Source organism: Streptomyces sp. NPDC003379 (assembly GCF_053589195.1).
Map to the genome: position 1 here is coordinate 1 of NZ_JBSFRK010000030.1, position 19,557 is coordinate 19,557.

General features: G+C 71.3%; 17 protein-coding genes and 2 pseudogenes. 7 read left to right on the forward strand and 12 right to left on the reverse strand.

The annotated features are described in order from the left end of the window. The 4 genes from ACWDVB_RS26530 to ACWDVB_RS26545 form a co-directional block, all read right to left on the reverse strand. Positions 1 to 1,037 (reverse strand): biotin/lipoyl-containing protein (locus ACWDVB_RS26530; protein ID WP_451611998.1); only part of this gene is annotated, 1,037 nt, incomplete at its 3' end. A gap of 2 nt (positions 1,038 to 1,039) precedes the next feature. Continuing rightward, entirely contained in the window at positions 1,040 to 3,721 is a 2,682-nt protein-coding gene (gene aceE, locus ACWDVB_RS26535; RefSeq protein WP_451517275.1) for a pyruvate dehydrogenase (acetyl-transferring), homodimeric type, read from the reverse strand. 247 nt (positions 3,722 to 3,968) lie between these two features. Next, on the reverse strand, positions 3,969 to 4,667 hold the full coding sequence (locus ACWDVB_RS26540; protein WP_451517274.1) for a DsbA family oxidoreductase: 699 nt from the start codon (positions 4,665 to 4,667) through the stop codon (positions 3,969 to 3,971). Between the two features lie 10 nt (positions 4,668 to 4,677). Continuing rightward, positions 4,678 to 5,337: a GntR family transcriptional regulator gene (locus ACWDVB_RS26545; protein ID WP_451517273.1), complete on the reverse strand. Its 660-nt coding sequence runs from the start codon at positions 5,335 to 5,337 to the stop codon at positions 4,678 to 4,680. A 346-nt stretch (positions 5,338 to 5,683) separates the two neighbouring features. Here ACWDVB_RS26545 and ACWDVB_RS26550 point away from each other — a divergent pair, with 346 nt between their 5' ends. The 5 genes from ACWDVB_RS26550 (at position 5,684) to ACWDVB_RS26570 (ending at position 9,325) form a co-directional block, all read left to right on the forward strand. Next, positions 5,684 to 6,838 carry an aminotransferase class I/II-fold pyridoxal phosphate-dependent enzyme gene (locus tag ACWDVB_RS26550; RefSeq protein ID WP_451517272.1) on the forward strand — a complete coding sequence of 385 codons (1,155 nt, stop codon included), beginning with the start codon at positions 5,684 to 5,686 and terminating at the stop codon, positions 6,836 to 6,838. Continuing rightward, positions 6,828 to 7,340: a DUF6190 family protein gene (locus ACWDVB_RS26555; RefSeq protein WP_451517271.1), complete on the forward strand. Its 513-nt coding sequence runs from the start codon at positions 6,828 to 6,830 to the stop codon at positions 7,338 to 7,340. Before ACWDVB_RS26550 ends, ACWDVB_RS26555 begins: the two co-directional genes overlap by 11 nt. Then, positions 7,327 to 8,163: a dihydrodipicolinate synthase family protein gene (locus ACWDVB_RS26560; protein WP_451517270.1), complete on the forward strand. Its 837-nt coding sequence runs from the start codon at positions 7,327 to 7,329 to the stop codon at positions 8,161 to 8,163. The genes ACWDVB_RS26555 and ACWDVB_RS26560 overlap by 14 nt, the downstream gene beginning before the upstream one ends. Positions 8,164 to 8,233: 70 nt before the next feature. Continuing rightward, positions 8,234 to 9,073, forward strand: coding sequence for an iron-containing redox enzyme family protein (locus ACWDVB_RS26565; RefSeq protein WP_451517269.1), 840 nt, complete (start codon positions 8,234 to 8,236; stop codon positions 9,071 to 9,073). Further along, the gene (locus ACWDVB_RS26570) at positions 9,074 to 9,325 is read left to right on the forward strand and encodes a Rieske (2Fe-2S) protein (protein ID WP_451517268.1); all 252 of its coding nucleotides are present in this window, start codon (positions 9,074 to 9,076) and stop codon (positions 9,323 to 9,325) included. Positions 9,326 to 10,009: 684 nt separating this feature from the next. Here the strand turns inward: ACWDVB_RS26570 and ACWDVB_RS26575 are convergent. Next, entirely contained in the window at positions 10,010 to 10,897 is an 888-nt protein-coding gene (locus ACWDVB_RS26575) for a LysR substrate-binding domain-containing protein (protein WP_451517280.1), read from the reverse strand. 162 nt (positions 10,898 to 11,059) lie between these two features. Between ACWDVB_RS26575 and ACWDVB_RS26580 the strand changes: the two genes are divergently transcribed. Then, positions 11,060 to 12,115 carry a bile acid:sodium symporter family protein gene (locus tag ACWDVB_RS26580; protein WP_451517267.1) on the forward strand — a complete coding sequence of 352 codons (1,056 nt, stop codon included), beginning with the start codon at positions 11,060 to 11,062 and terminating at the stop codon, positions 12,113 to 12,115. Here ACWDVB_RS26580 and ACWDVB_RS26585 read toward each other — a convergent pair. The 3 genes from ACWDVB_RS26585 to ACWDVB_RS26595 all read right to left on the reverse strand — a co-directional run bounded on the left by ACWDVB_RS26585 (position 12,051) and on the right by ACWDVB_RS26595 (position 16,339). Continuing rightward, positions 12,051 to 13,313, reverse strand: coding sequence for a DUF4185 domain-containing protein (locus tag ACWDVB_RS26585; RefSeq protein ID WP_451517266.1), 1,263 nt, complete (start codon positions 13,311 to 13,313; stop codon positions 12,051 to 12,053). The genes ACWDVB_RS26580 and ACWDVB_RS26585 overlap by 65 nt on opposite strands. A 10-nt stretch (positions 13,314 to 13,323) precedes the next feature. Further along, the gene (locus ACWDVB_RS26590) at positions 13,324 to 15,234 is read right to left on the reverse strand and encodes an exo-alpha-sialidase (RefSeq protein ID WP_451517265.1); all 1,911 of its coding nucleotides are present in this window, start codon (positions 15,232 to 15,234) and stop codon (positions 13,324 to 13,326) included. Positions 15,235 to 15,415: 181 nt separating this feature from the next. Next, positions 15,416 to 16,339: a quinone oxidoreductase family protein gene (locus tag ACWDVB_RS26595; protein ID WP_451517264.1), complete on the reverse strand. Its 924-nt coding sequence runs from the start codon at positions 16,337 to 16,339 to the stop codon at positions 15,416 to 15,418. A 97-nt stretch (positions 16,340 to 16,436) separates the two neighbouring features. On the opposite strand from ACWDVB_RS26595, the gene ACWDVB_RS26600 reads away from it, so the two are divergent. Then, positions 16,437 to 16,877 (forward strand): MarR family winged helix-turn-helix transcriptional regulator, encoded by a 441-nt coding sequence (locus ACWDVB_RS26600; protein ID WP_451517263.1) that lies wholly within the window; start codon positions 16,437 to 16,439, stop codon positions 16,875 to 16,877. Between the two features lie 76 nt (positions 16,878 to 16,953). Here the strand turns inward: ACWDVB_RS26600 and fdhD are convergent, their stop codons facing one another. The 4 genes and pseudogenes from fdhD to ACWDVB_RS26620 all read right to left on the reverse strand — a co-directional run bounded on the left by fdhD (position 16,954) and on the right by ACWDVB_RS26620 (position 19,523). Next, positions 16,954 to 17,802, reverse strand: a complete 849-nt coding sequence (gene fdhD / locus ACWDVB_RS26605) for a formate dehydrogenase accessory sulfurtransferase FdhD (RefSeq protein ID WP_451517262.1) — start codon at positions 17,800 to 17,802, stop codon at positions 16,954 to 16,956. A 7-nt stretch (positions 17,803 to 17,809) separates the two neighbouring features. Next, positions 17,810 to 18,346 (reverse strand): annotated as a pseudogene (locus ACWDVB_RS26610) (hypothetical protein). A gap of 28 nt (positions 18,347 to 18,374) precedes the next feature. Further along, positions 18,375 to 18,606: pseudogene (locus ACWDVB_RS26615) on the reverse strand (formate dehydrogenase); the annotation flags it as partial. Next, positions 18,603 to 19,523, reverse strand: a complete 921-nt coding sequence (locus ACWDVB_RS26620) for a 2-dehydropantoate 2-reductase (RefSeq protein ID WP_451517261.1) — start codon at positions 19,521 to 19,523, stop codon at positions 18,603 to 18,605. The gene ACWDVB_RS26620 and the pseudogene ACWDVB_RS26615, both read right to left, overlap by 4 nt. Between the last annotated feature and the right edge of the window lie 34 nt (positions 19,524 to 19,557).

Genomic DNA, 19,557 nt, shown 5'->3' on the forward strand with positions numbered 1-19,557 from the left:
GCCTGGGCGGCGGCCTTGACGAAGAACGGCATCGGCGAGAGCTTGACGCCCTCGCGGGCGGCGAAGGAGTCCTTGGCCTTGGCGCGCAGCTTCATCAGCTTGGTGATGTCGACCTCGACGACCGAGGTCAGCTGGGCCTGCGAGTGCAGGGCCTTCATCATGTTGTCGCCGATGACCTTGCGCATGCGGGTCATCTTCACGGTCTGACCGCGCAGGGGGGAGACCGTGCTTGAGCCGCTGTCCCGTGCCGGGGCGGTTTCCCTCTTGACCTGGGCGGCGGCGACGACGTCCTGCTTACGGATGCGGCCACCGACGCCGGTGCCCTTGACTTCGGAGAGACTCACGCCGTTCTCGGAGGCGAGCTTGCGGACGAGGGGGGTTACGTAGGTGCCGTTGTCGACGGGGGCGGCTGCGGCGGCCTGGGCCGGAGCCGCGGGCTGAGCCGGAGCAGTGGGGCCCGCCGGGGCGGCGGCTTGTGCCGGGGGCTCCTGCTTGGCCGAAGCCGAAGCCGAAGCCGAAGCCACAGCGGCAGCCGGAGTGGTGGAGGCCGCCGGGGCGCCAGTCTGTGCCGGGGGCTCCTGCTTGGCCAGGCCGCTGGCTGGAGCTGCGGGAGCCGCGGGTGTGGCCGGGGCGGCGGGCCGGGCCGGGGCCTCGTCCTTGGCCGGAGCCGGAGCGGCAGCCGGAGTGGCGGACGCCGTCAGGGCACCGGCCTGAGCCGGGGCCTCCTGCTCGGCATGGGCAGCCGGAGCCGAGGTTCCAGCGGTCGACGTAACCGGAGGGGCAGTCACCGAAGCCGCCGCCGCCCCCACGACCGCCAGCTTCGCGCCCACCGCTGCCGTCTCGTCCTCGCCCACCACGATTTCGAGAAGCACCCCCGCCACCGGCGAGGGAATCTCCGTGTCGACCTTGTCCGTCGAGACCTCAAGGAGGGGCTCGTCGGCCGCGACCTCCTCGCCGACCTCCTTGAGCCAGCGGGTGACCGTGCCCTCAGTGACGGATTCGCCGAGGGCGGGCAGGGTGATGACCTCGTCGGGCATGGTCACGCCTCCACTCCGTAGCGCGCGGCGGCCTGACGTACCGTCTCCTGCTTGACCTCGCCGCGCCGGGCCAGCGTGGCGAGGGCGGCGACGACGATCGAGGGGGCGTCCACGCCGAAGTGGCGGCGGACGTTCTCCCGGCTGTCGGAGAGGCCGTAGCCGTCCGTGCCGATGGACGTCCAGTCCTGTTCCACCCAGGGGCTGATCTGATCGGGCACCGCCCGCATCCAGTCGCTGACGGCGACGACCGGCCCGGGGGCACCGGCCAGCGCACGCGTGACGTAGGGGACGCGGCCCCCGGCGCCCTCGCCCGCGGTGGCCGCGCGGAGGTTCTCCGCCTCCGCGTCGAGTGCCTCGCGCCGCAGCTCCGTCCAGGACGGGGCGGACCACACGTCGGCCGCGACGCCCCACTCCTCGCGCAGGAGCCGCTGGGCCTCCAGGACCCAGTGGATCGCGGTGCCGGAGGCCAGGAGCTGGAGGCGCGGTGCGTCGGCGGCCACGTCCGTGGCCTCCTGGTAACGGTAGAGGCCGCGCAGGATGCCCTCCTCCACGCCCTCGCCGGACGGCATGGGTGGCTGGACCTTCGTCTCGTTGTAGACGGTGAGGTAGTAGAAGACGTCCTCGGCGTCCGGGCCGTACATACGGCGCAGCCCCTCACGGACGATGACGGCGACTTCGTACGCGAAGGCCGGGTCGTAGCTGATCGCGGCCGGGTTGGTGGAGGCGATCAGATGCGAGTGCCCGTCGGCGTGCTGGAGGCCCTCACCGGTCATCGTGGTGCGCCCCGCCGTCGCCCCGATGACGAAGCCCCGGCCCAACTGGTCCCCCAGCGCCCAGAACTGATCAGCCGTCCGCTGCCAGCCGAACATCGAGTAGAAGATGTAGAAGGGGATCATCGGCTCGGCGTGCGTCGCGTACGACGTCGCCGCGGCCGTCAGCGAGGCCAGTGAACCCGCCTCCGTTATCCCCTCGTTGAGAATCTGGCCGTCCTTGGACTCCTTGTAGTAGAGGAGCTGGTCGCGGTCGACCGGGTCGTAGGTCTGGCCGACCGGCGAGTAGATCCCGGCCGAGGGGAAGAGTGACTCCATGCCGAAGGTGCGGGCCTCGTCGGGGACGACGGGCACCCAGCGCTTGCCGGTCTCCTTGTCCCGCATCAGCTCCTTCACCAGCCGGACGAACGCCATCGTCGTGGCGATCTCCTGGCTGCCCGAGCCCTTCTTCAGCGCGTCGAAGGGCTTGGCGGACGGCAGCGGCAGTGGCTTGGGGGTGATCTTGCGGGCCGGGGCGGGGCCGCCGAGGGCGGCGCGGCGCTCCTGGAGGTACCTGGCCTCCGGGGAGTCGGCTCCGGGGTGCCAGTAGGGCACCAGGGTGTCGTCCAAGGCCCGGTCGGGGATGGGCAGTTCGAGCAGGTCCCGCATGGCGCGGAACTCCTTGCCCGAGAGCTTCTTCATCTGGTGGTTGGCGTTGCGCGACTCGAAGCCGGGGCCGAGCGTCCAGCCCTTGACCGTCTGGACCAGGACGACGGTGGGCGCGCCCTTGTGTTCCAGGGCGGCGCGGTAGGCGGCGTACACCTTGCGCGGCTCGTGGCCGGCCCGCGACGTCCCGACGATCTCTTCGAGCCGCGCGTCGCTCAGCCGGTCGCCGAGCGGGGCGAGCGCGGGGTCCGCGCCGAGGAACCGCTCGCGGATGTACGCGCCGTCGCGCGCCGCGAAGGTCTGGAACTGACCGTCGGGGACGCTCCCGAGCCGATGGGCCAGAGCGCCGTCGGTGTCCTCGGCGAGCAGGCCGTCCCAGGCCTGGCCCCACAGGGACTTGACGACGTTCCAGCCGGCCGCGCGGAACTGCCGCTCCAGCTCCTGCACGATCTTGAAGTTGCCGCGGACGGGACCGTCGAGGCGCTGGAGGTTGCAGTTGATGACGAAGGTGAGGTTGTCCAGGCCTTCGCGCGAGGCGAGCGCGAGGGCCGCCGTGGACTCCGGCTCGTCCATCTCGCCGTCACCGAGGAACGCCCACACGTGCGAACCGGACGTGTCCTTGATGCCGCGGTTGGTCAGGTAGCGGTTGAACCGTGCCTGGTAGATGGCCGACAGCGGGCCGAGGCCCATGGAGACGGTCGGGAACTCCCACAACCAGGGCAGGCGGCGCGGATGCGGGTAGGAGGGCAGTCCGTCACCGCCCGCCTCCTGGCGGAAGCGGTCCAACTGGCCCTCGCTCAGGCGCCCTTCGAGGAACGCGCGGGCGTAGACACCAGGGGAGGCGTGCCCCTGGACGTAGAGCTGGTCACCGGAGCCGTCCGCCTCCTTGCCGCGGAAGAAGTGCTGGAAGCCCACCTCATAGAGCCAGGCCGCCGAGGCGAAGGTGGCCATGTGCCCGCCGAGGCCGCCGCGCTGGTTGCCGCGCGTGACCATCGCGGCCGCGTTCCAGCGGTTCCACGCGGTGATTTTCCGTTCCAGCTCCTCGTCGCCGGGGTAGGTCGGTTCGGCGGCGGTGGGGATGGTGTTGATGTACGGCGTCTCCAGGAACGGCGGGACGTCGATTCCGGTGCGCCGCGCGTGTTCGTTGACGCGCTGCAGCAGCTGCGCGGCCCGTCGCGGGCCTCCGAATCCGGCGGCGGCGTCGAGGGATTCACGCCACTCGGCGACCTCGGACGGGTCCTTGTCGGGAAGCTGGTCGAGCTGGGACACGGATGATCCCCTTTCGCGTTCCTGGGTGAGGAGTGGGGGCCGGATATGCGGGTGGTCCGGCCGGTGTACGAGGGCGGTGACGTGCACCGCGATGACGCCGCTCCCACATATTTCGTCATGCGGAAGCGCGTTTCCGTAATGCAGAACGTAGAAGTCGCTGGTAGATGCAGTCAACACCTACTGGTCAGTAATGAGCGATGATCGATCATTTCTCACCATGCGAGACCGGCGGGGCCCTGGGGGCAGATCACCCGGCGGCCCGCAGCAGCAACTCCTCATAGACCTTCGGGTCGTTGCCCGTCACTTCAGGGAATCCCGTGCCGTACTTGCCGTGCCAGCGGGCCGTCACGCCGGGATTGGCGCAGTCGGAGCCGTCCGGCAGATACAGGTGCGGACTGCACTGCACCTGATGCTCCCGTGCGCACTCGAAGTCCTCCATGATGACGCGGCGCGCCCGCCCGTCGTCAAGACCCTCGGCGATCGCGGCCGCGTCGACGCCCGGCGTCTGCTCCGCCACGTCCACCACCACCGCGCGGGCACCGATGGACCGGCTCTCGGCCCAGAAGGCCCGGCGCAGCGCGAGATCGAGCCGCTCGGAGGCCGCCAGGCCCTGCGCCTTGGCCAGTTGGACGGCTTCCAGCGCCGGCAGCGACGAGGAGGGGAACTTCCAGTCCGGCGCCCGCCACAGCTGCCAGCCCGCGTCGGGCTCGATGTGCGCCACCCCGCCGACCTCGGAGTCCGTGCCCGGCCGGGGGCTCGGCCCGTTGTTGAAAAGCTCCAGGGGGAATGCCCGGTGGTCGAAGCGGACCCGCTCCTCAAGGCCGAGCCTGGCCCGCGTGGTGTGCAGCCGATGCAGGCCCACGTGGGCGAACGAGCACCAGATGTCGGAGAACACGGTGATGGTGCCGGGCGCGACCCGCTCACGCGGGTGCGGGGTGGTGGTCATGGCGTCGTTCCTATCGGTCGTGTGCGTAGTCCAGGACGTGCAGTTCGAGCATCCGGCCCACGTAGGGGTCCTGGCGTCGAAAGGCGTCCACGATGGCGACGTGGTCCTCGGCGTTCTCGTGCAGTTCCGTGCGCAGCCACTTCAGGGAGAGGCGGGTCCACAGCTCGATGGCCAGGGACTCCCAGTTGCGCAGCAGCACTTCGTTCCCGGCGGAGCGGACGATCTCCCGGTGGAACTCGACGGCGCAGTGGATCTGGAGGTCGGCGTCCCCGTCCCGCGCCGCTTGGTGCAGCAGCTCCAGGTGCGGCTCCAGCTCCGACACGTCCCCGGCGAGCCGGCGTACGGCCAGCTGGCCGGCGAGGCGCTCCAGGGCCGCGCGTACCGGATAGACCGAGGTCAGATAGTCCGGGGTCAACTCCCTTACTCGTACACCCTTGTTGGGGATCATGTCCACGAGCTGCATGGCCTGGAGGTCGCGCAGCGCTTCGCGCACGGGGCCGTGGCTGACGTCGAGCTCCTGGGCGATGTGCCGCTCGATGATGCGGTCGCCGGGGCGCCAGCGGCCGTTGAGCAACCCGTCGAGAAGGGTGCGCCGCACCTGTTCGCTCAGAGGGACGCGTTTCAGCGAGGCGCCGGGCGCCGGGAACTCGATGACTCTCTCACCTGACATGGGAACTCCGGTCGGAACTGACATGGGGTCGGCAGAGGGTTGAGCGATGATCGATCATCGTCTAACGTACGTCACGGTGGTCGCGCCGCGCCAGGTTCAAAACCCTTAGAGGCAAACCCTGTTGCGGCCCAGCCGGGTGCGGGCCCGGCTTCGCCCCGCGTGGATGACGCGCGTTTCCGAGCAGATCTCGACCACTCTTCCGATACCGGCGCCTACGTCGATGCCGATACCGACGCCTACGTCGATGCCGATACCGACGTCCTCGAACGGGCCCTGCCGCCGTGCCGTGCGGGCACGCCGTCGGCCCGTGCGCGTTGCGCGTCGCCCTCTTCCCTCAAGGAACCCTGTGACCGAGCAGCTTCTCGACCTCACTCAGCACGAGATCCAGGCACTGAAGACCCGGTTCAACCTCGCCGACGCCCACACGCACCAGCAGCAGTCCCCGGGCCAGCGTGAAATCGTCGAGGCCCTGCCCGCCCTCTGGTACGAAGCCGAGGAGACCCGCCAGGCGGACCTGGAGGACCGCTTCAAGGAGGTCTTCTTCCGGTTGCACGGCCAGAACAGCGTGCGCGCGGAGTCCACGATGCTCTCGTACGCGGCCTCCATCTCCACCCTGGTCGCGGGCATGTACCTGCGGCGCAACGAGATCAGCGTCAGCCTCGTGGAACCCTGCTTCGACAATCTGCCCGACGTCCTGCGCAACGTCGGCGTCCACCCGGTGCCGATCCCCGAGGACGCCCTGCACGACGCCGACCGCATCTACGACCGCCTCACCGAGGCCGTCACCACCGACGCGCTCTTCCTCGTGGACCCCAACAACCCCACCGGCTTCTCGCTGCTCAGCCACGGCCGCAAGGGCTTCGAGGAAGTCGTCCGCTACTGCGTCGACCACGACAAGCTCTTCGTCGTCGACCTGTGCTTCGCGGCCTTCGCCCTCGCCGACCCGCGCTTCGGCCGGTTCGACCTCTACGAACTCCTCGACACCTCAGGGGTGCGCTACATAGCCCTGGAGGACACCGGCAAGACCTGGCCGCTGCAGGACGCCAAGTGCGCCCTGCTGACCTGCAGCCGGGACCTGTACGAGGACGTCTACAACATCCACACCAGCGTCCTGCTCGACGTCTCGCCGTTCGTCCTCAACTTCCTCGCCCGCTACGTCGAGGACTCCATCGAGGACGGCATGGGCTCGGTGCGCGACGTCATCACCCGCAACCGCGAGACCGCCCTGAAGACCCTGGAAGGCAGCCTCCTCGAACACCTGGAGCCTGCGGTCAACGTCAGCGTCGCCTGGTTCCGGATCACGGACGACACGATCAAGGCGACCGAGCTCCAGGCGCACCTCATCCAGTACGAGGTCTACGTACTGCCCGGCACGTACTTCTACTGGAACGAGCCGGAGCGCGGCGAGCGGTACGTCCGTATCGCGCTCGCCCGCGACCCCCAGGAGTTCGCGGCGTCCCTCACCCGTCTGCGCGAGGCGGTGGACAGCTATGCCGCGTGACGTCTACGTGGACGCGTCCCTGTTCATGGGGATGCACAGCCGCGACGCGGCCGTGCGCGCCGCCTGCGCCGCCTTCTTCGCCGAACATCTGCGCCGGCCGGTCGTGATGACGTACGAGGAGGTCGGGCGCTGCGACGACCTGGTGTGGAGCTACTCGCGCCACGAGCAGGACGTCTACTACCCCTTCATGGACGTGCTGCACTCCCTCATGCCGATCCGGCGACGCTCCTACACCGCCGCCGACTGGGAGGCGCTGGCCCAACTGCCCGCTTCCACCGATCTGTTGGCGCTGCGTGAGCGGATGCTGCTGGCGTCCGTGCTGGCCGCCGGGGGTGAACTGGTCACGGTGAACCCCCGGCTCACCGCGCTCGCCGCCGAGGGGCTGCCGGTGCGCGCCCCGGAGCGGGCGAGCGGCGCCGTCCGCTTCGACGACGCCGACGACGTACTCGACGCCCTGTACCGCACGTCCCTGACCTTGGAGGTCGACCATGCCGCCGTCTGAAGCCCCCGCCGACCGGTTCGCAGCCGTGGAGCGGCTGAAGCAGCTGCGCGGCACGGTCGTGCCGTTGGTGACGCCCGTCGACGCACGGCACAAGGTGTGCGAGCAGAGCGTCGCCCGGCTGATGGACAGCCTGCGGGGGAGGGTCGCGGGGTACATGCCGGCGCTCAGCACCGGAGAGGGCTGGAAACTCTCCCTCAAGCAGTGGATCGACATCGTGCACCTCACCGTCGAGCACGCCGACGGCGCCCCCGTGCTCGCCGGGGTCGAGGTCGGGCGGCCCGCCGGAATACTGGCGAGGGCCGCGCTCGCCGAGGCCCTGGGCGCCGACGCGATCGTGGTGCCGCCGCCCTTCCCGGCCGCCGACACGCCGCGTCCCACGCTCGTCGAGCACTTCCGCGAGATCGTCGACAAGAGCCCGCTGCCCGTCTTCGTCTACCACGAGAACGCGGTCTCCAAGATGGACCTGGACGTGACCGCGCTGCGCGAGGTGTGCGCGCTGCCGGGTGTCATCGGCGTCAAGGAGTCCAGCGGCGACGCCCAGTTCACCAAGGAACTGCTCGCCGGTGACGTGCCGGTACCTGTCTTCCAGGGCTGGGAGCACCAGATCGCCGACGTCCCCGGCGTCCAGGGATTCGTCGGCCCGCTGGCCAACCTCGAACCCGACACCTGCGACGAGGCCGTGACGTCCTTCTCCCGCGTCTCCCAGGAGCGGATCGACGAGCTGTCCGAGCGGTACGGCCTGCTGGCGGACGACTGGTACCTGCACGTCAAGACCGAGCTGGCCCGGCGCGGAGTCATCAGCACGGCGCTGGCCGTCGGCTGACCGGCCGGCGGCACCGGACGCCGGACACCTTTCACCCCCCTCTTCACCTCTCCTTGCGAAGGAGCGCCCCATGACAGCGAGCACCACCGCGGAACGCACCGCGGGCAGCCGCCTGTTCGTCCTCAACCGCACCATCCCCAGCCCCGAAGAACTGCGTGAACTGCACGGACTCGAAGAGCGGCTGATCGCCTCCCGGGTCCGCGAGATCGAGGCCGCGGCGCCGGACCTGCCGGACCGCGCGGCGCTCGGCCGGCAGATGAAGGAACTGCTCAAGGCCGAGGAGGCCGACCCGCCGGAGTTCGAGCGGGTCATGGCGGAGGACCTGGACCTGGAGCAGTTCAAGGAGGTCGTCGCGCAGTTCGCGGTGGACGGCCTGACCGAGTCCGAGTCCTTCCTGCCGATCGTGTGGCGGCTCCCGAAGAAGGCCAAGATGGCCGTGTTCCGGGTGCTCATCGACGAGTTCGGCTGCGGAAACCTCGACCAGGCGCACTTCAACATCTACCGCGACCTGATGACCGAGCTGGGCATGTCCCTGGAGGTCGAGGACTATCTCGACCGTACGAACGAGGAGACGTACGCGTACGTCAACACGTTCTTCTGGGCGGCCGCCCGGGCGCCGCGCCCCGAGTACTTCCTCGGCACGCTGTGCTACCTGGAGTCCAGCATCCTCTACGCCTTCAAGTGCTTCGCCACCGCGGCGCAGCGGCTCGGCCTCAAGGGCGCCCGCTACTACACCGAGCACCTGCACATCGACCACTTCCACGCCAAGGAACTCCAGGTGGCGATACGGGAGTTCGACGCCGAGGCCGATCTCCGGCCGGTCAAGGTGTGGGCGGGGTTCAAGATGGCCAGTGAGGTCATCGGCGGCGCCACCGAGGCGGCGGTCGCCTCCGCGCTCAAGGCGGCCTGAGTGAACGACGCCACCATCGAGCAGGTGGGTGAGGACAAGCTCCGTGTGCGGGTCGGCGGCCGGGAGTTCGAGGTGGACGCGGCCTGCCCGCACCGCAAGGGCTTCCTCGCCCACGGCTATGTGAACGCCGCACGGCTGCGCATCACCTGCCCCCTGCACCACTCCAGCTTCTCTCTGGAGACGGGCGAGGCGATCACCGGACCCACGGACCGTCGTCTGTGCACCCGGGAGATCACCCCGCCCACGAGCTGACGCCTACGGGCCAACGCCGGGCGGTGTGTTCCGGATCGTCCCGGAGCACGCCGCCCGGTGTACCCGAGGCCGACGCGCCCATGGCTCCCGGCCGCTGACGCGACGTACGCACCATGACGAGCACCAGCACCCCGGCGGCAATCCCGGTGACGCCCGCCGCCGGCGACGCCCCGTTCAGGCCCGCCGCGAAGGCCGCCCGCACGGAGTGCTCGGCCGCGACAGCGCGCGGCTCGGCAGGACCCGTACCAGCTCCTGCACCGCTTCTTCGGCGGCCGCACCGGCTGGATCGGCAAGCACCGCCCGCTCACCGACGGACAGGCCGCCGCCCTGCGCCCGGCCCCGCCCGCATCACCCCCGACGACGAGCCCCTGGTGGTAGCTCTGAAGGGCGACGGACGCGTCACCTACCCCGAACTCCAGCGGCTCACGGGCCGCTCCGAGTCCTCCGTCAAGCGCCGCGTCGCCGCGCTGCTCGGCTCCGGCGCGCTCTCTCGACACCGAGTACGACGCCGCGTGCTTCGGCTTCAGCACCGCCGCGTTGCTCTGGATCACTGCCGCCCCGGAGCCCTCGACGAGGTCGGGCGGGCGATGGCCGGGCAACCCGAGGTCGCCCACGTCTCCGCGACCTCGCTCGACGGCGTGCGGTACATCGAGTCGACGCCCCTCCTGCGCCGCTTCAAGGAACTCACCTACCCGCGCCCCCCGCGCCGGCGTCGCGCCGCAGCCGGTCCCCGCCCGCGAGGATCGCCGCCGCGAGCGCGTCGGCGGCGCCCTGGTCGGACGCGCGCCGCTCGCCGTGCAGCAGGACGAAGTCGACCGGGCCGAGCTCCGGCAGGCCCGCCCGGTCGGGGACGCGGACCAGGCCCGGCGGGATCAGGCCGCGCGAGTGCGCCATCACGCCCAGGCCCGCGCGGGCCGCGGCCACCAGGCCGTTGAGGCTGCCGCTTGTGCAGGCCACACGCCAGGCGCGGCCGCGCCGCTCCAGCGCCTCGAAGGCGAGGGCGCGGGTGATGCCCGGCGGGGGATAGACGATCAGCGGCACGGGCCGTTCCGGGTCGAGGCGCAGCCGCTCGGAGCCGATCCAGACCAGCTCGTCGTGGCGGACCAGCTCGCCGCGCGGGTCCTCCGGCCGCCGCTTGGCGAGGACCAGGTCGAGCTTGCCCGCGTCGAGCCGCTCGTGCAGCGTGCCGGAGAGTTCGACGGTCAGCTCCAGGTCGACGTCCGGGTGGTCGTGCCGGAAGGACTCCAGGATGTCGGTGAGCCGGGTCAGGACGAAGTCCTCCGACGCCCCGAACCGCAGCCGCCCGCCGAGCCGCGTCCGTGTGAAGAACGCTGCCGCCTGCTCGTGCACCGCCAGGATGCGGCGGGCGAAGCCGAGCATCGCCTCGCCGTCCTCGGTCAGCTCGACGCTGTGCGTGTCGCGGTTGAACAGCTGCCGTCCGATGGCCTCCTCCAGGCGGCGCACATGCTGGCTCACCGTCGACTGGCGCAGGCCGAGACGGCGGGCGGCCCGCGTGAAGCTCAGTGTCTGGGCGACCGCGAGGAAGGTGCGGAGCTGCGAAGGGTCGTACACGTGCTCCAGCCTAGTGGCGGTCATCGCGTTCCGTGATGGCAGTCAGAGCGGTGTGCGGGATTCCCGATCGTGCCGGGCGGGAGGATCATGGGGGGGAGGGCGTATTCCGTGTCCGTCCCGCACTGGCCACTCGTCTTCGAGCCACCGAAAGCATGGAGCACCGTGAAACGCCTGAAGTGGCCGTCCTGGATGCCGGTCGACCCGTACATCGTGGCGTTGCTCGCGACCGTGGGCATCGCGGCCCTCATACCGGCCCGCGGCGCCGCCGCCGAGATCGCGTCCGGTGCCTCCACCGCCGCCGTCTCGTTCCTCTTCTTCCTCTACGGGGCACGTCTTTCCACCCGGGAGGCGCTCGACGGACTCAAGCACTGGCGGCTCCACGTCACCGTCCTCGCCTGTACGTTCGTCGCCTTCCCGCTGCTGGGGCTCGCGGCGAAGGGGCTCGTCCCCCACGTCCTGACCCCCGCCCTCTACAGCGGGTTCCTCTTCCTCACACTGGTGCCTTCGACGATCCAGTCGTCCATCGCCTTCACCTCCATGGCCCGCGGCAACGTCCCCGCGGCGATCTGCGCGGGCTCCTTCTCCTCGCTCGCGGGAATCCTGCTGACCCCCCTGCTCGCGGCGGCGCTGCTCGGCAGCAGGGGCGGCGGCTTCTCGGCGGACTCCGTCCTCAAGATCGTGCTGCAACTGCTTGTGCCGTTCGTCGCCGGGCAGCTGCTGCGCCGCTGGGTCGGCGGCTTCCTCGCCCGGCACAAGAAAGTTCTCGGATACGTGGACCGCGTGTCGATCCTGCTCGTCGTCTACACCGCCTTCAGCCAGGGCATGGTCCAGGGCATCTGGCACCAGGTGACCCCGCTGCGGCTGCTCGCGCTGCTCGGCGTCGAGGCGGTGCTGCTCACCGTGATGCTGGCGCTGACCTGGTACGGCGCCAAGCGGCTCGGCTTCGCCCGCGGCGACCGCGTCGCGATCCAGTTCGCCGGGTCGAAGAAGTCCCTGGCCTCGGGGCTCCCCATGGCGAGCGTCCTGTTCGGGGCGCACGCCTCCCTCGCCGTCCTGCCGCTGATGCTCTTCCACCAGATGCAGCTGATGGTCTGCGCGGTCATCGCCAAGCGCCGCTCGCGCGACCTGGAGGAGTTCGACACCGGTGAGCCCGTCAGCGCGGCGCCGCGAGCCGGAGCGACACGAACCGCGGCCGGTACAGCGACACGTTCCGGCTGACGTTCGCCTGCGCGCTCGCGGGCACCGGGTCCAGCCAGTTCACGTCGTAACTGAGCACCACCCGCCCGTCCCCGCCGAGCGCCGGATGGGCCTGCGGGTTGTAGGCGGCCGTGTCCTGGCGCGCCGCGGCGTCCTGCGGCAGGGGCGCCTCGAAGGCCTTGGCGGGGCCGTGCCAGGGCCCGGTGGGGGAGCAGGCCCAGTACGACGTGACGGTGGTCAGGCCCTCGGTGCCCGCGGCCATGGTGAACAGCACATACGTCCCCTCCTCCCGCACCACGGTGAACGCGCTGCCCACCCCCTTGCGCCTGCCGTCGCCGAGCACCGGCCGTGACGTGCCTTCGCGGCCCCACTCGTCGCCGTCCCAGTACTCCCAGGCGGCGGGCTCGGCGAGCCTGCCGTGCGGGACGCGCGCGACATGGGCGTGCGAGGAGGGGCGCGAGGTGGCCTGGGCGTCCGTGCCGCCGAAGACGTACGTCCAGTCGTCGTCGTCGACCGTCGTCGCGCCGTACAGGACCCGCTTCTCCGGGTCCGCGACCCGCTGCTGGTCGGACACCTTCACGATGCCCTCGACGCGCAGGTCCGGCAGGGAGAGCGTGGCGACCTCCGTGGCCAGGGGGACGCCGTAGATCCACGGGCCCTGGCTGGCCATGCGGTTCCACAGCAGGACGCGTACGACCTGTTCGTTCGAGTCCGGCGAGCGGGGCTCGACCCGGGCCGCCACCGGCCAGCGCCACTGCTGGGACGCAGGGTCGGCGAAGAGGGGGGCGGGCAGGGTGCGCTGGAGGGTGCCCGAGCGGGACATGACGACGGCGGAGTTGCGGACCATGGGAGCGTTCGTGTCACGCCAGGTGTGGGGCTGGCCCGCCGGATTGGGCGGGGCGTGGACCTGGCCGAGGAAGGTGTCGGAGAACAGCCACAGCACGCGCCCGTCCGGCAGCCGCACCGAGTGGGTGCCGTCGCCGCCGGTCCAGTCGTCGGTCCGCGCCCCGTCGTCGCCGTAGCGCGCGAACTCGCCGGTGGTCTTGGGGTCGGCGGACCAGGACGCCACGGTGCGGGGCCGGCACGCCGTGTCCGTGTCGTCGCCCTCCCGGTCGTCGTCGGGGAGGGCGATGAGCAGGACGGCCGCGCAGGCGAGGGCGAGCAGCAGGACCAGCCAGATCCTGCCGCCCGCCCCGCCGCGACGCTCTTGGGCTGACACGCCCGGGACGTTAGTTGCTGCCGCGCACGCGGTCCATGGGGAGCCGGGCGACGGTGTCCCGTGTCACAGAGGTGTTCTTGGTGCGCAGGGTGTCCAGCTCGGCGTCGTTCAGCGCCCTGTCGTACACCCGCACCTCGTCGATCGCCCCGGTGAAGTGGGCGCGGCTGTCCATGCGTTGCCCGATGTGCACACCGAAGGGAGAGTTGCGGCTGACCGAGCCCGGTACGTCGGCGGTGGTGACGTGCGTGCCGTCGAGGAAGAGCGTCAGGCGTCCGTCGCCGCGGCGCAGCGCGACATGGTGCCACTCGCCGTCGTTGTACGCCCTCGTGGTGCGCACGGAAGCGGACTTCGGGGGCGTGGCGCCGTCCCGCGTGGTGATCAGCCCGGTGACGCGGTCGCTCGCGGGCTCGCCGCGCAGCCATACCTGCGGCTGGTTGGTGCCGATGCCGCCCATCCAGAGCAGCGGCTGCTCACCGGTCGTAGCCGAGTAGCGGAACCACAACGAGGCCGTGAAGTCCTCCGTGTGAAGGGGTAGCCGGCGGCGGAAGGGGAGGCGTACGGCGTCGTCCGTGCCGTCGAAGGCGAGCGCGCCGCCGAAGCGCCCCTCTGTCTCGCGCGCCCCGCCGAGCACGGCGGCGGCACGGGCCCCCGGGGCGTGGTCGCGGGTCGTCGGGTCGGGGCCGCGGCGCGGCTTCAGCCAGTCCTCGGTGAAGCGGGCGAAGCGGATCTCGTCGCGCGCGTCGACCGGGCCGCCCTCGTACATCAGGCCGACGTGCGCGCCGTCGGCCCGCACCAGGTCGGAGTAGCCGGACCAGTCCGTGGTCACCGTCGTGCCCCGGTCGACGCTGTCCCAGGTGCGGCCGCCGTCGTAGGAGGAGCGGATCTCCATCGTGCGGCGCCGGTCGGGGTCGCCGGGGCAGCCGAGCAGCATCCGCTTGCCGAACTGGAGGGTGGAGCACTGCACTTGGGGCGCGTAGAGGTCGGGGATCGCCCGGAAGGGCGTGGTGAAGGTGTCGCCGCCGTCGTGGCTCACCGTGTGCGTGCGGTGCCCGAGGTCGGTGCCGTCCTGTTCACGGCCGCTGACGTAGAGCGCGCCGTCGGGCCGTTCGGTGACGGTCATCTCCGACGGCTTCTGGCGGAACGTGCCGTCCGAGTTCGTCGGATACGAGTCGGTGGCGCCGACCTTCCAGTGGTCACCGCCGTCGTCGCTGACGACCAGCGCGGCGTGGTTGGTGCTTATCCGGCTGCCGTCCCACGTCTCGGCGTTGACGGCGAGGACGAGCCGCCCCGCGTGCCGGCCGCGGGACAGCTGGACGCCGTGTACGGGACCGGTGGCATACCAGGAGTTCCACTCCTCGGGCAGGATCTCGTCGCTCAGGTCGCGCGGCCGCGACCAGCTGTGGCCGTCGTCGTCGCTGTACTGGAGGTGGGGCGTGCGGTCGCACGGTATGTCGCAGTTCTTGCCGTCCGTGCGGCCGGTGTTGTACGTCTCCGCAAGCAGGACGCGGCCGCTCTCGCGGTCCACGACCGGCGCCGGATTGCCGTGCGTGTCACCGGCGCCCTCGTTGATGACCTGGAGCGGGCCCCAGGTGCGTCCGCCGTCGTGGGACCGCTTCAGCACCAGGTCTATGTCGCCCGCGTCGCTGCAGTCGTTGACCCGCCCCTCGGCGAAGGCGAGCAGGGTGCCCCGCACCGTCCGCACGACGGCCGGGATGCGGAAGCAGGCGTACCCCGGGTCCTGGGAGGCCTTGAACAGCACCTGTTGCTCGAACGACGGCGTCCGCTCGGACGCGGCTTGCGCGGAGGGCGCGGCCTGCGCGGAGGGCGCGGGCAGCAGGGCACCGACGGCGACCGCGGCCACGGCAGCGGCGACGGATCTGAGGTATCTGAGACGTACGGGGAGGCTCGAACTCGACGACATGGTGCGGCCCGCCTTTCCTGGCGATGGCGACGGTGACGGCGACGGCGACAGCGGCGACTGGGCGCCCGGACGTACATCCAGACATCCCACGTCCTACGTCCGCGCCACAGACGGTACTGAGGGCCACCGAACCCCACAAGAACCGTGCGCCGGAGGAACCGCGCGCCGCTCACGCCAAGCGTTACGGCACAAGGACCACCTTCCCCAGGTTGCTCCGCCCCTCGATCGCCGCATGGGCGAGCGCCGCGTCCTCCAGCGAGAAGCACGCGTGCACGGCGGGCCGCAGCTCGCCCGCCGCGTACAGCCGCCACAGCTCGCGCCGCCACGACTCGTACAGCTCCGGCTTCCCGCGCGCGATCAGCGCCATCTGGAAGCCGATGACCGACTTCGCGCCGACGAGCAGGTCGTACGCCGCCACAGTGCCGCCGCCCGAGCTGTACGCCACCAGTCGGCCGTGCGGGGCGAGGGATCCGACCGCGGGTGCGAGCAGGTCGCCGCCGACCGCGTCGAGGGCGTAGTCGACGGGCTCGCCCCAGTCCTGACGGTCGTACGTGATGACGTCTTCGGCGCCGAGACCGCGCACGAAGGCGGCCTTGCGGGGGTCGGAGACGGCACCCACGACGCGCGCGGCCCCCCTCGCCCGCGCGAGCTGCACGGCGAGGTGGCCGACGCCGCTCGCCGCGGCCGTGACGAGCGCGGCCTCACCCGGCTCGGGCCGCGCGGCGTCCAGCGCGCCCCATGCGACGAGCCCGGAGCGGACCAGCGCGACCGCGTCGACCGCGCTCGCGCCCTCCGGCACGGGGGAGGCCATCGCGGTGTGGAGCAGGGCGTAGTCGGCGTAGCCGTGCCCGAAGACCAGGCCCGTGACGCGGTCGCCCGGCGCGTGGCCGGTGACGCCCTCGCCGAGCGCGACGACCTCCCCGGCGACCTCGCCGCCCAGGGCGATCGGGTCGCGGGGTTCGCGGACCTTGCGGACGACGGGCAGCGTCACACCGGCCGCCTCGACGCGCACGAGCAGTTCGCCGGGCCCCGGCTCGGGGACGGGCGCCTCCTCCAGGAACAGCACCTCGGGGCCGCCGGGGCGCTCGTAGCGGACGCGACGCATCCGCACCACCTCCAGAGTGGGACAGGAATCGTTGGGAGGCCCAACGGTAAGCGCATTACCGTTGGGAAGTCCAATGATTCTTCGCTAGGCTTCCCCCATGCCCACGACGCCGCCCGCTCCCAGCACCATCCGCACCCTCCCCAGCTGGCTGCTCGGCCGCGCGGCCGCCCGCGGCCGCGGCCTGGTCGCCGACGCGCTGGCCCAGGAGGGCCTGAAGATGTGGCACCACGTGGTGCTCTCCGCCGTAGCGGACCTCGGACCGGTCGCTCAGGCGGAGCTGGGCCGCAGCGTCCTGCTCGACCCCAAGGACATGGTCGGCGTGATCAACGACCTCCAGGCCGAGGGTTTCGTCGACCGCGCCCCGGACCCCGCCGACCGCCGCAAGAACGCGATCACGATCACCCCCAAGGGGAAGCGGCTCGTGGCGCGCTGCGCCGAGGCGGCCGAGCGGGCCAACGACGAACTCCTGGCGCCGCTTTCGGCAGCCGAGCGCGAGCGGTTCCTGGAGATGCTCACGCGGATCTCCGGGGTGAACTGAGGCAGTCGGCCCTACCGGCGCAGGGGGCGCTCCCCGCAGGCCGGGGCCGTGCCGCCGTGCGGCGGGGAGTTCCGGGTCAGCCCTGGGTGGCCGCGGTCCGCAGGGCGACGCGGTGCTCGCCCGCGTACACGTTCATGGAGGAGCCGCGCAGGAAGCCGACCAGCGTCAGACCGGTCTCGGCGGCCAGGTCGACCGCGAGCGAGGACGGCGCGGAGACCGCGGCGAGTACCGGAATGCCCGCCATCACCGCCTTCTGCGCCAGCTCGAACGACGCGCGGCCCGAGACGAGCAGGATCACGCGCGACAGCGGAAGCCGCCCTTCCTGAAGGGCCCGGCCGATGAGCTTGTCGACGGCGTTGTGCCGCCCCACGTCCTCCCGTATGTCGAGCAGTCGGCCCTCCTCGTCGAACAGGGCCGCCGCGTGCAGCCCTCCGGTCCGGTCGAAGACGCGCTGCGACTCGCGCAGCCGGTCGGGGAGGCTCGCGAGCAGCTCGGTCCCGACGCGGACCGGGGGAGTGTCGGCGATCGGCCACCGCGCGGTGGTGCGCACGGCGTCGAGGCTCGCCTTGCCGCACAGGCCGCACGACGACGTGGTGTAGACGTTCCGCTCCAGCGTGATGTCGGGCAGGACGACGTCGGGCGCCGTCCGCACGTCCACCACGTTGTATGTGTTCGAGCCGTCCTCGGTGGCCCCCGCGCAGTACACGATGTTCAACAGCTCGTCAGCGCTCCCGAAGACCCCCTCGCTCACCAGGAAACCCGCCGCGAGCGCGAAGTCGTCGCCCGGCGTGCGCATGGTGATGGCGAGCGGCCTGCCGTTCAGCCGGATCTCCAGGGGTTCCTCGGCGACCAACGTGTCCGGCCGCTCGGAGACGTGCCCGTCCCGGATCCGGATGACCTTGCGTCGCTCCGTGACTCGTCCCATGTCTTGATCAGTCCCGGTTCTGTACGTGCTGGTAGCCGAAGCGGCCCTTGATGCAGAGGTTGCGGTGGGTCACCCGGTTGTCGTGCGGCGAGGTGACCTTCACGATCTCATTGTCCTGCACGTGCAGCGTGAGGTCGCAGCCGACGCCGCAGTACACGCACGCCGAGTCGGTCAGCGGGGCGTCGTGCTCCACGGCGATACGGGCGTCGAAACCGCGCCCGGCGACGGCTGTCGCGCACGTACAGGTCGTTGTCGACCCGGGGCTCCTCGTTCAGCCGGGCCACGTCGGGGCCTAGGCGGTCGGGCTAGGCCTCGTACTCCTTGAGCCAGTCCGCGACCTTCGGGGTCGTCGACAAGTCGATACTTGAGGCGAGGAGTTCGAGGACGAGCCTTCGGCTGTGGCGGGTGCGCTCGGTGTCCGTGCGGGCGCCCTCCACCTCCACCAGGCACACCCGGCAGGCGTTCTTCGGGGTGAGCGTGTCGCCCTCCCGTCCAGGGTGAACTCCACGAGCCGACGCGGGAATTGGAGAGGGATGGCGGTCATTCGTTCGTACGCCGATGTCCCGCCGCGCGCCCGAACCGAACGCGGCCGACAGGCCCGCGACGCTCGGCGCGTGGCAGGTGCGGTTGCAGGAGTCGACGTTGTTCGTGCCCATCACGACACGCGGGAACTTCTGCGCCATCCGCGGTGCGGGCCAGCGCCTCGTCCCAGGTGGCCGGACGGAACGGCTCGTCCCGGGAGTCCCGGACCATGGGGCGCGTGAGGCGGGTGTAGGTCTTGGGGACTCGGTCGCGTCGGCTCATGCGGCGGTCCTCAATGCGAGCAGGTCCGAGATGGCGTGGACGGTACGGAGCGTGGGCACGGGGACATCGGTGATGTCCGCCAACTCGACGGCCGCGAGCAGGACGTCCAGCTCCAGCGGTCTGCCGCGCTCCAGATCCTGGAGGGTGGAGGTGCGGTGGTCACCCACCCGCTCGGCGCCCGCGAGACGCCGCTCCACGGAGATGTCCGGCTCGCAGCCGAGGGCGGCGGCCACGGCGAGCGTCTCCTTCATCATGATCCCGATGACGCGCCGGGTGCCGCCGTGCCGGCGCATGTCGCGCATCGTGGCCCGGACCGGCGCGCTGATCGGGTTGAAGGAGATGTTGCCGAGCAGCTTGATCCAGATGTCACCGCGCAGCTCCCGTTCGACCGGGCACTTCAGGCCGCCCGCCACCATGGCCTCGCTGAACGCGGCGCAGCGCGCCGAGCGGGACCGGTCCGGCTCGCCGATGGAGAAGCGGGCGCCCTCCAAGTGGCGTACGACGCCGGGCCCTTCGAGCTCGGTGGCCACGTAGACCACGCAGCCGACGGCCCGCTTGGGCGCGAGCACCGCGCTGACCGCGCCGCCCGGGTCCACGCTCTCCAGGCGGTGGCCGTCGTGCGGGCCGCCGTGCCGGTGGAAGTACCACCAGGGGATGCCGTTCTGCGCGGCGACCACCGCGGTACTCCCGTGCAGCAACGGTTCGATCGACGGCCCGCACGCCGCGTACGAGTTGGCCTTCAGGCCGAGGAAGACGAAGGCGACCGGGCCGATCTCGGCCGGGTCGTCGGTGGCGTGCGCCCGGGCGGTGAAGTCGCCGCGCGGACTCAGCACACGTACGCCGTGCTGCCTCATGGCCGCCAGATGCGGTCCACGGGCCACGACGGGCAAGGGTGCGTGCGGACGAGAACCAGACATCGGCCGGCACCGTGCGCCCCCTTCCCAAGTCGCC

Bases quoted from the DNA above. Each gene is read 5' to 3' on its own strand.
- ACWDVB_RS26540 (WP_451517274.1), bottom strand. From the start codon at position 4,667: ATGACCACCACCCCGCACCCGCGTGAGCGGGTCGCGCCCGGCACCATC.
- ACWDVB_RS26545 (WP_451517273.1), bottom strand. From the start codon at position 5,337: ATGTCAGGTGAGAGAGTCATCGAGTTCCCGGCGCCCGGCGCCTCGCTG.
- ACWDVB_RS26555 (WP_451517271.1), top strand. From the start codon at position 6,828: ATGCCGCGTGACGTCTACGTGGACGCGTCCCTGTTCATGGGGATGCAC.
- ACWDVB_RS26560 (WP_451517270.1), top strand. From the start codon at position 7,327: ATGCCGCCGTCTGAAGCCCCCGCCGACCGGTTCGCAGCCGTGGAGCGG.
- ACWDVB_RS26565 (WP_451517269.1), top strand. From the start codon at position 8,234: ATGACAGCGAGCACCACCGCGGAACGCACCGCGGGCAGCCGCCTGTTC.
- ACWDVB_RS26590 (WP_451517265.1), bottom strand. From the start codon at position 15,234: ATGTCGTCGAGTTCGAGCCTCCCCGTACGTCTCAGATACCTCAGATCC.
- ACWDVB_RS26595 (WP_451517264.1), bottom strand. From the start codon at position 16,339: ATGCGTCGCGTCCGCTACGAGCGCCCCGGCGGCCCCGAGGTGCTGTTC.
- ACWDVB_RS26600 (WP_451517263.1), top strand. From the start codon at position 16,437: ATGCCCACGACGCCGCCCGCTCCCAGCACCATCCGCACCCTCCCCAGC.
- fdhD (WP_451517262.1), bottom strand. From the start codon at position 17,802: ATGGGACGAGTCACGGAGCGACGCAAGGTCATCCGGATCCGGGACGGG.
- ACWDVB_RS26620 (WP_451517261.1), bottom strand. From the start codon at position 19,523: ATGTCTGGTTCTCGTCCGCACGCACCCTTGCCCGTCGTGGCCCGTGGA.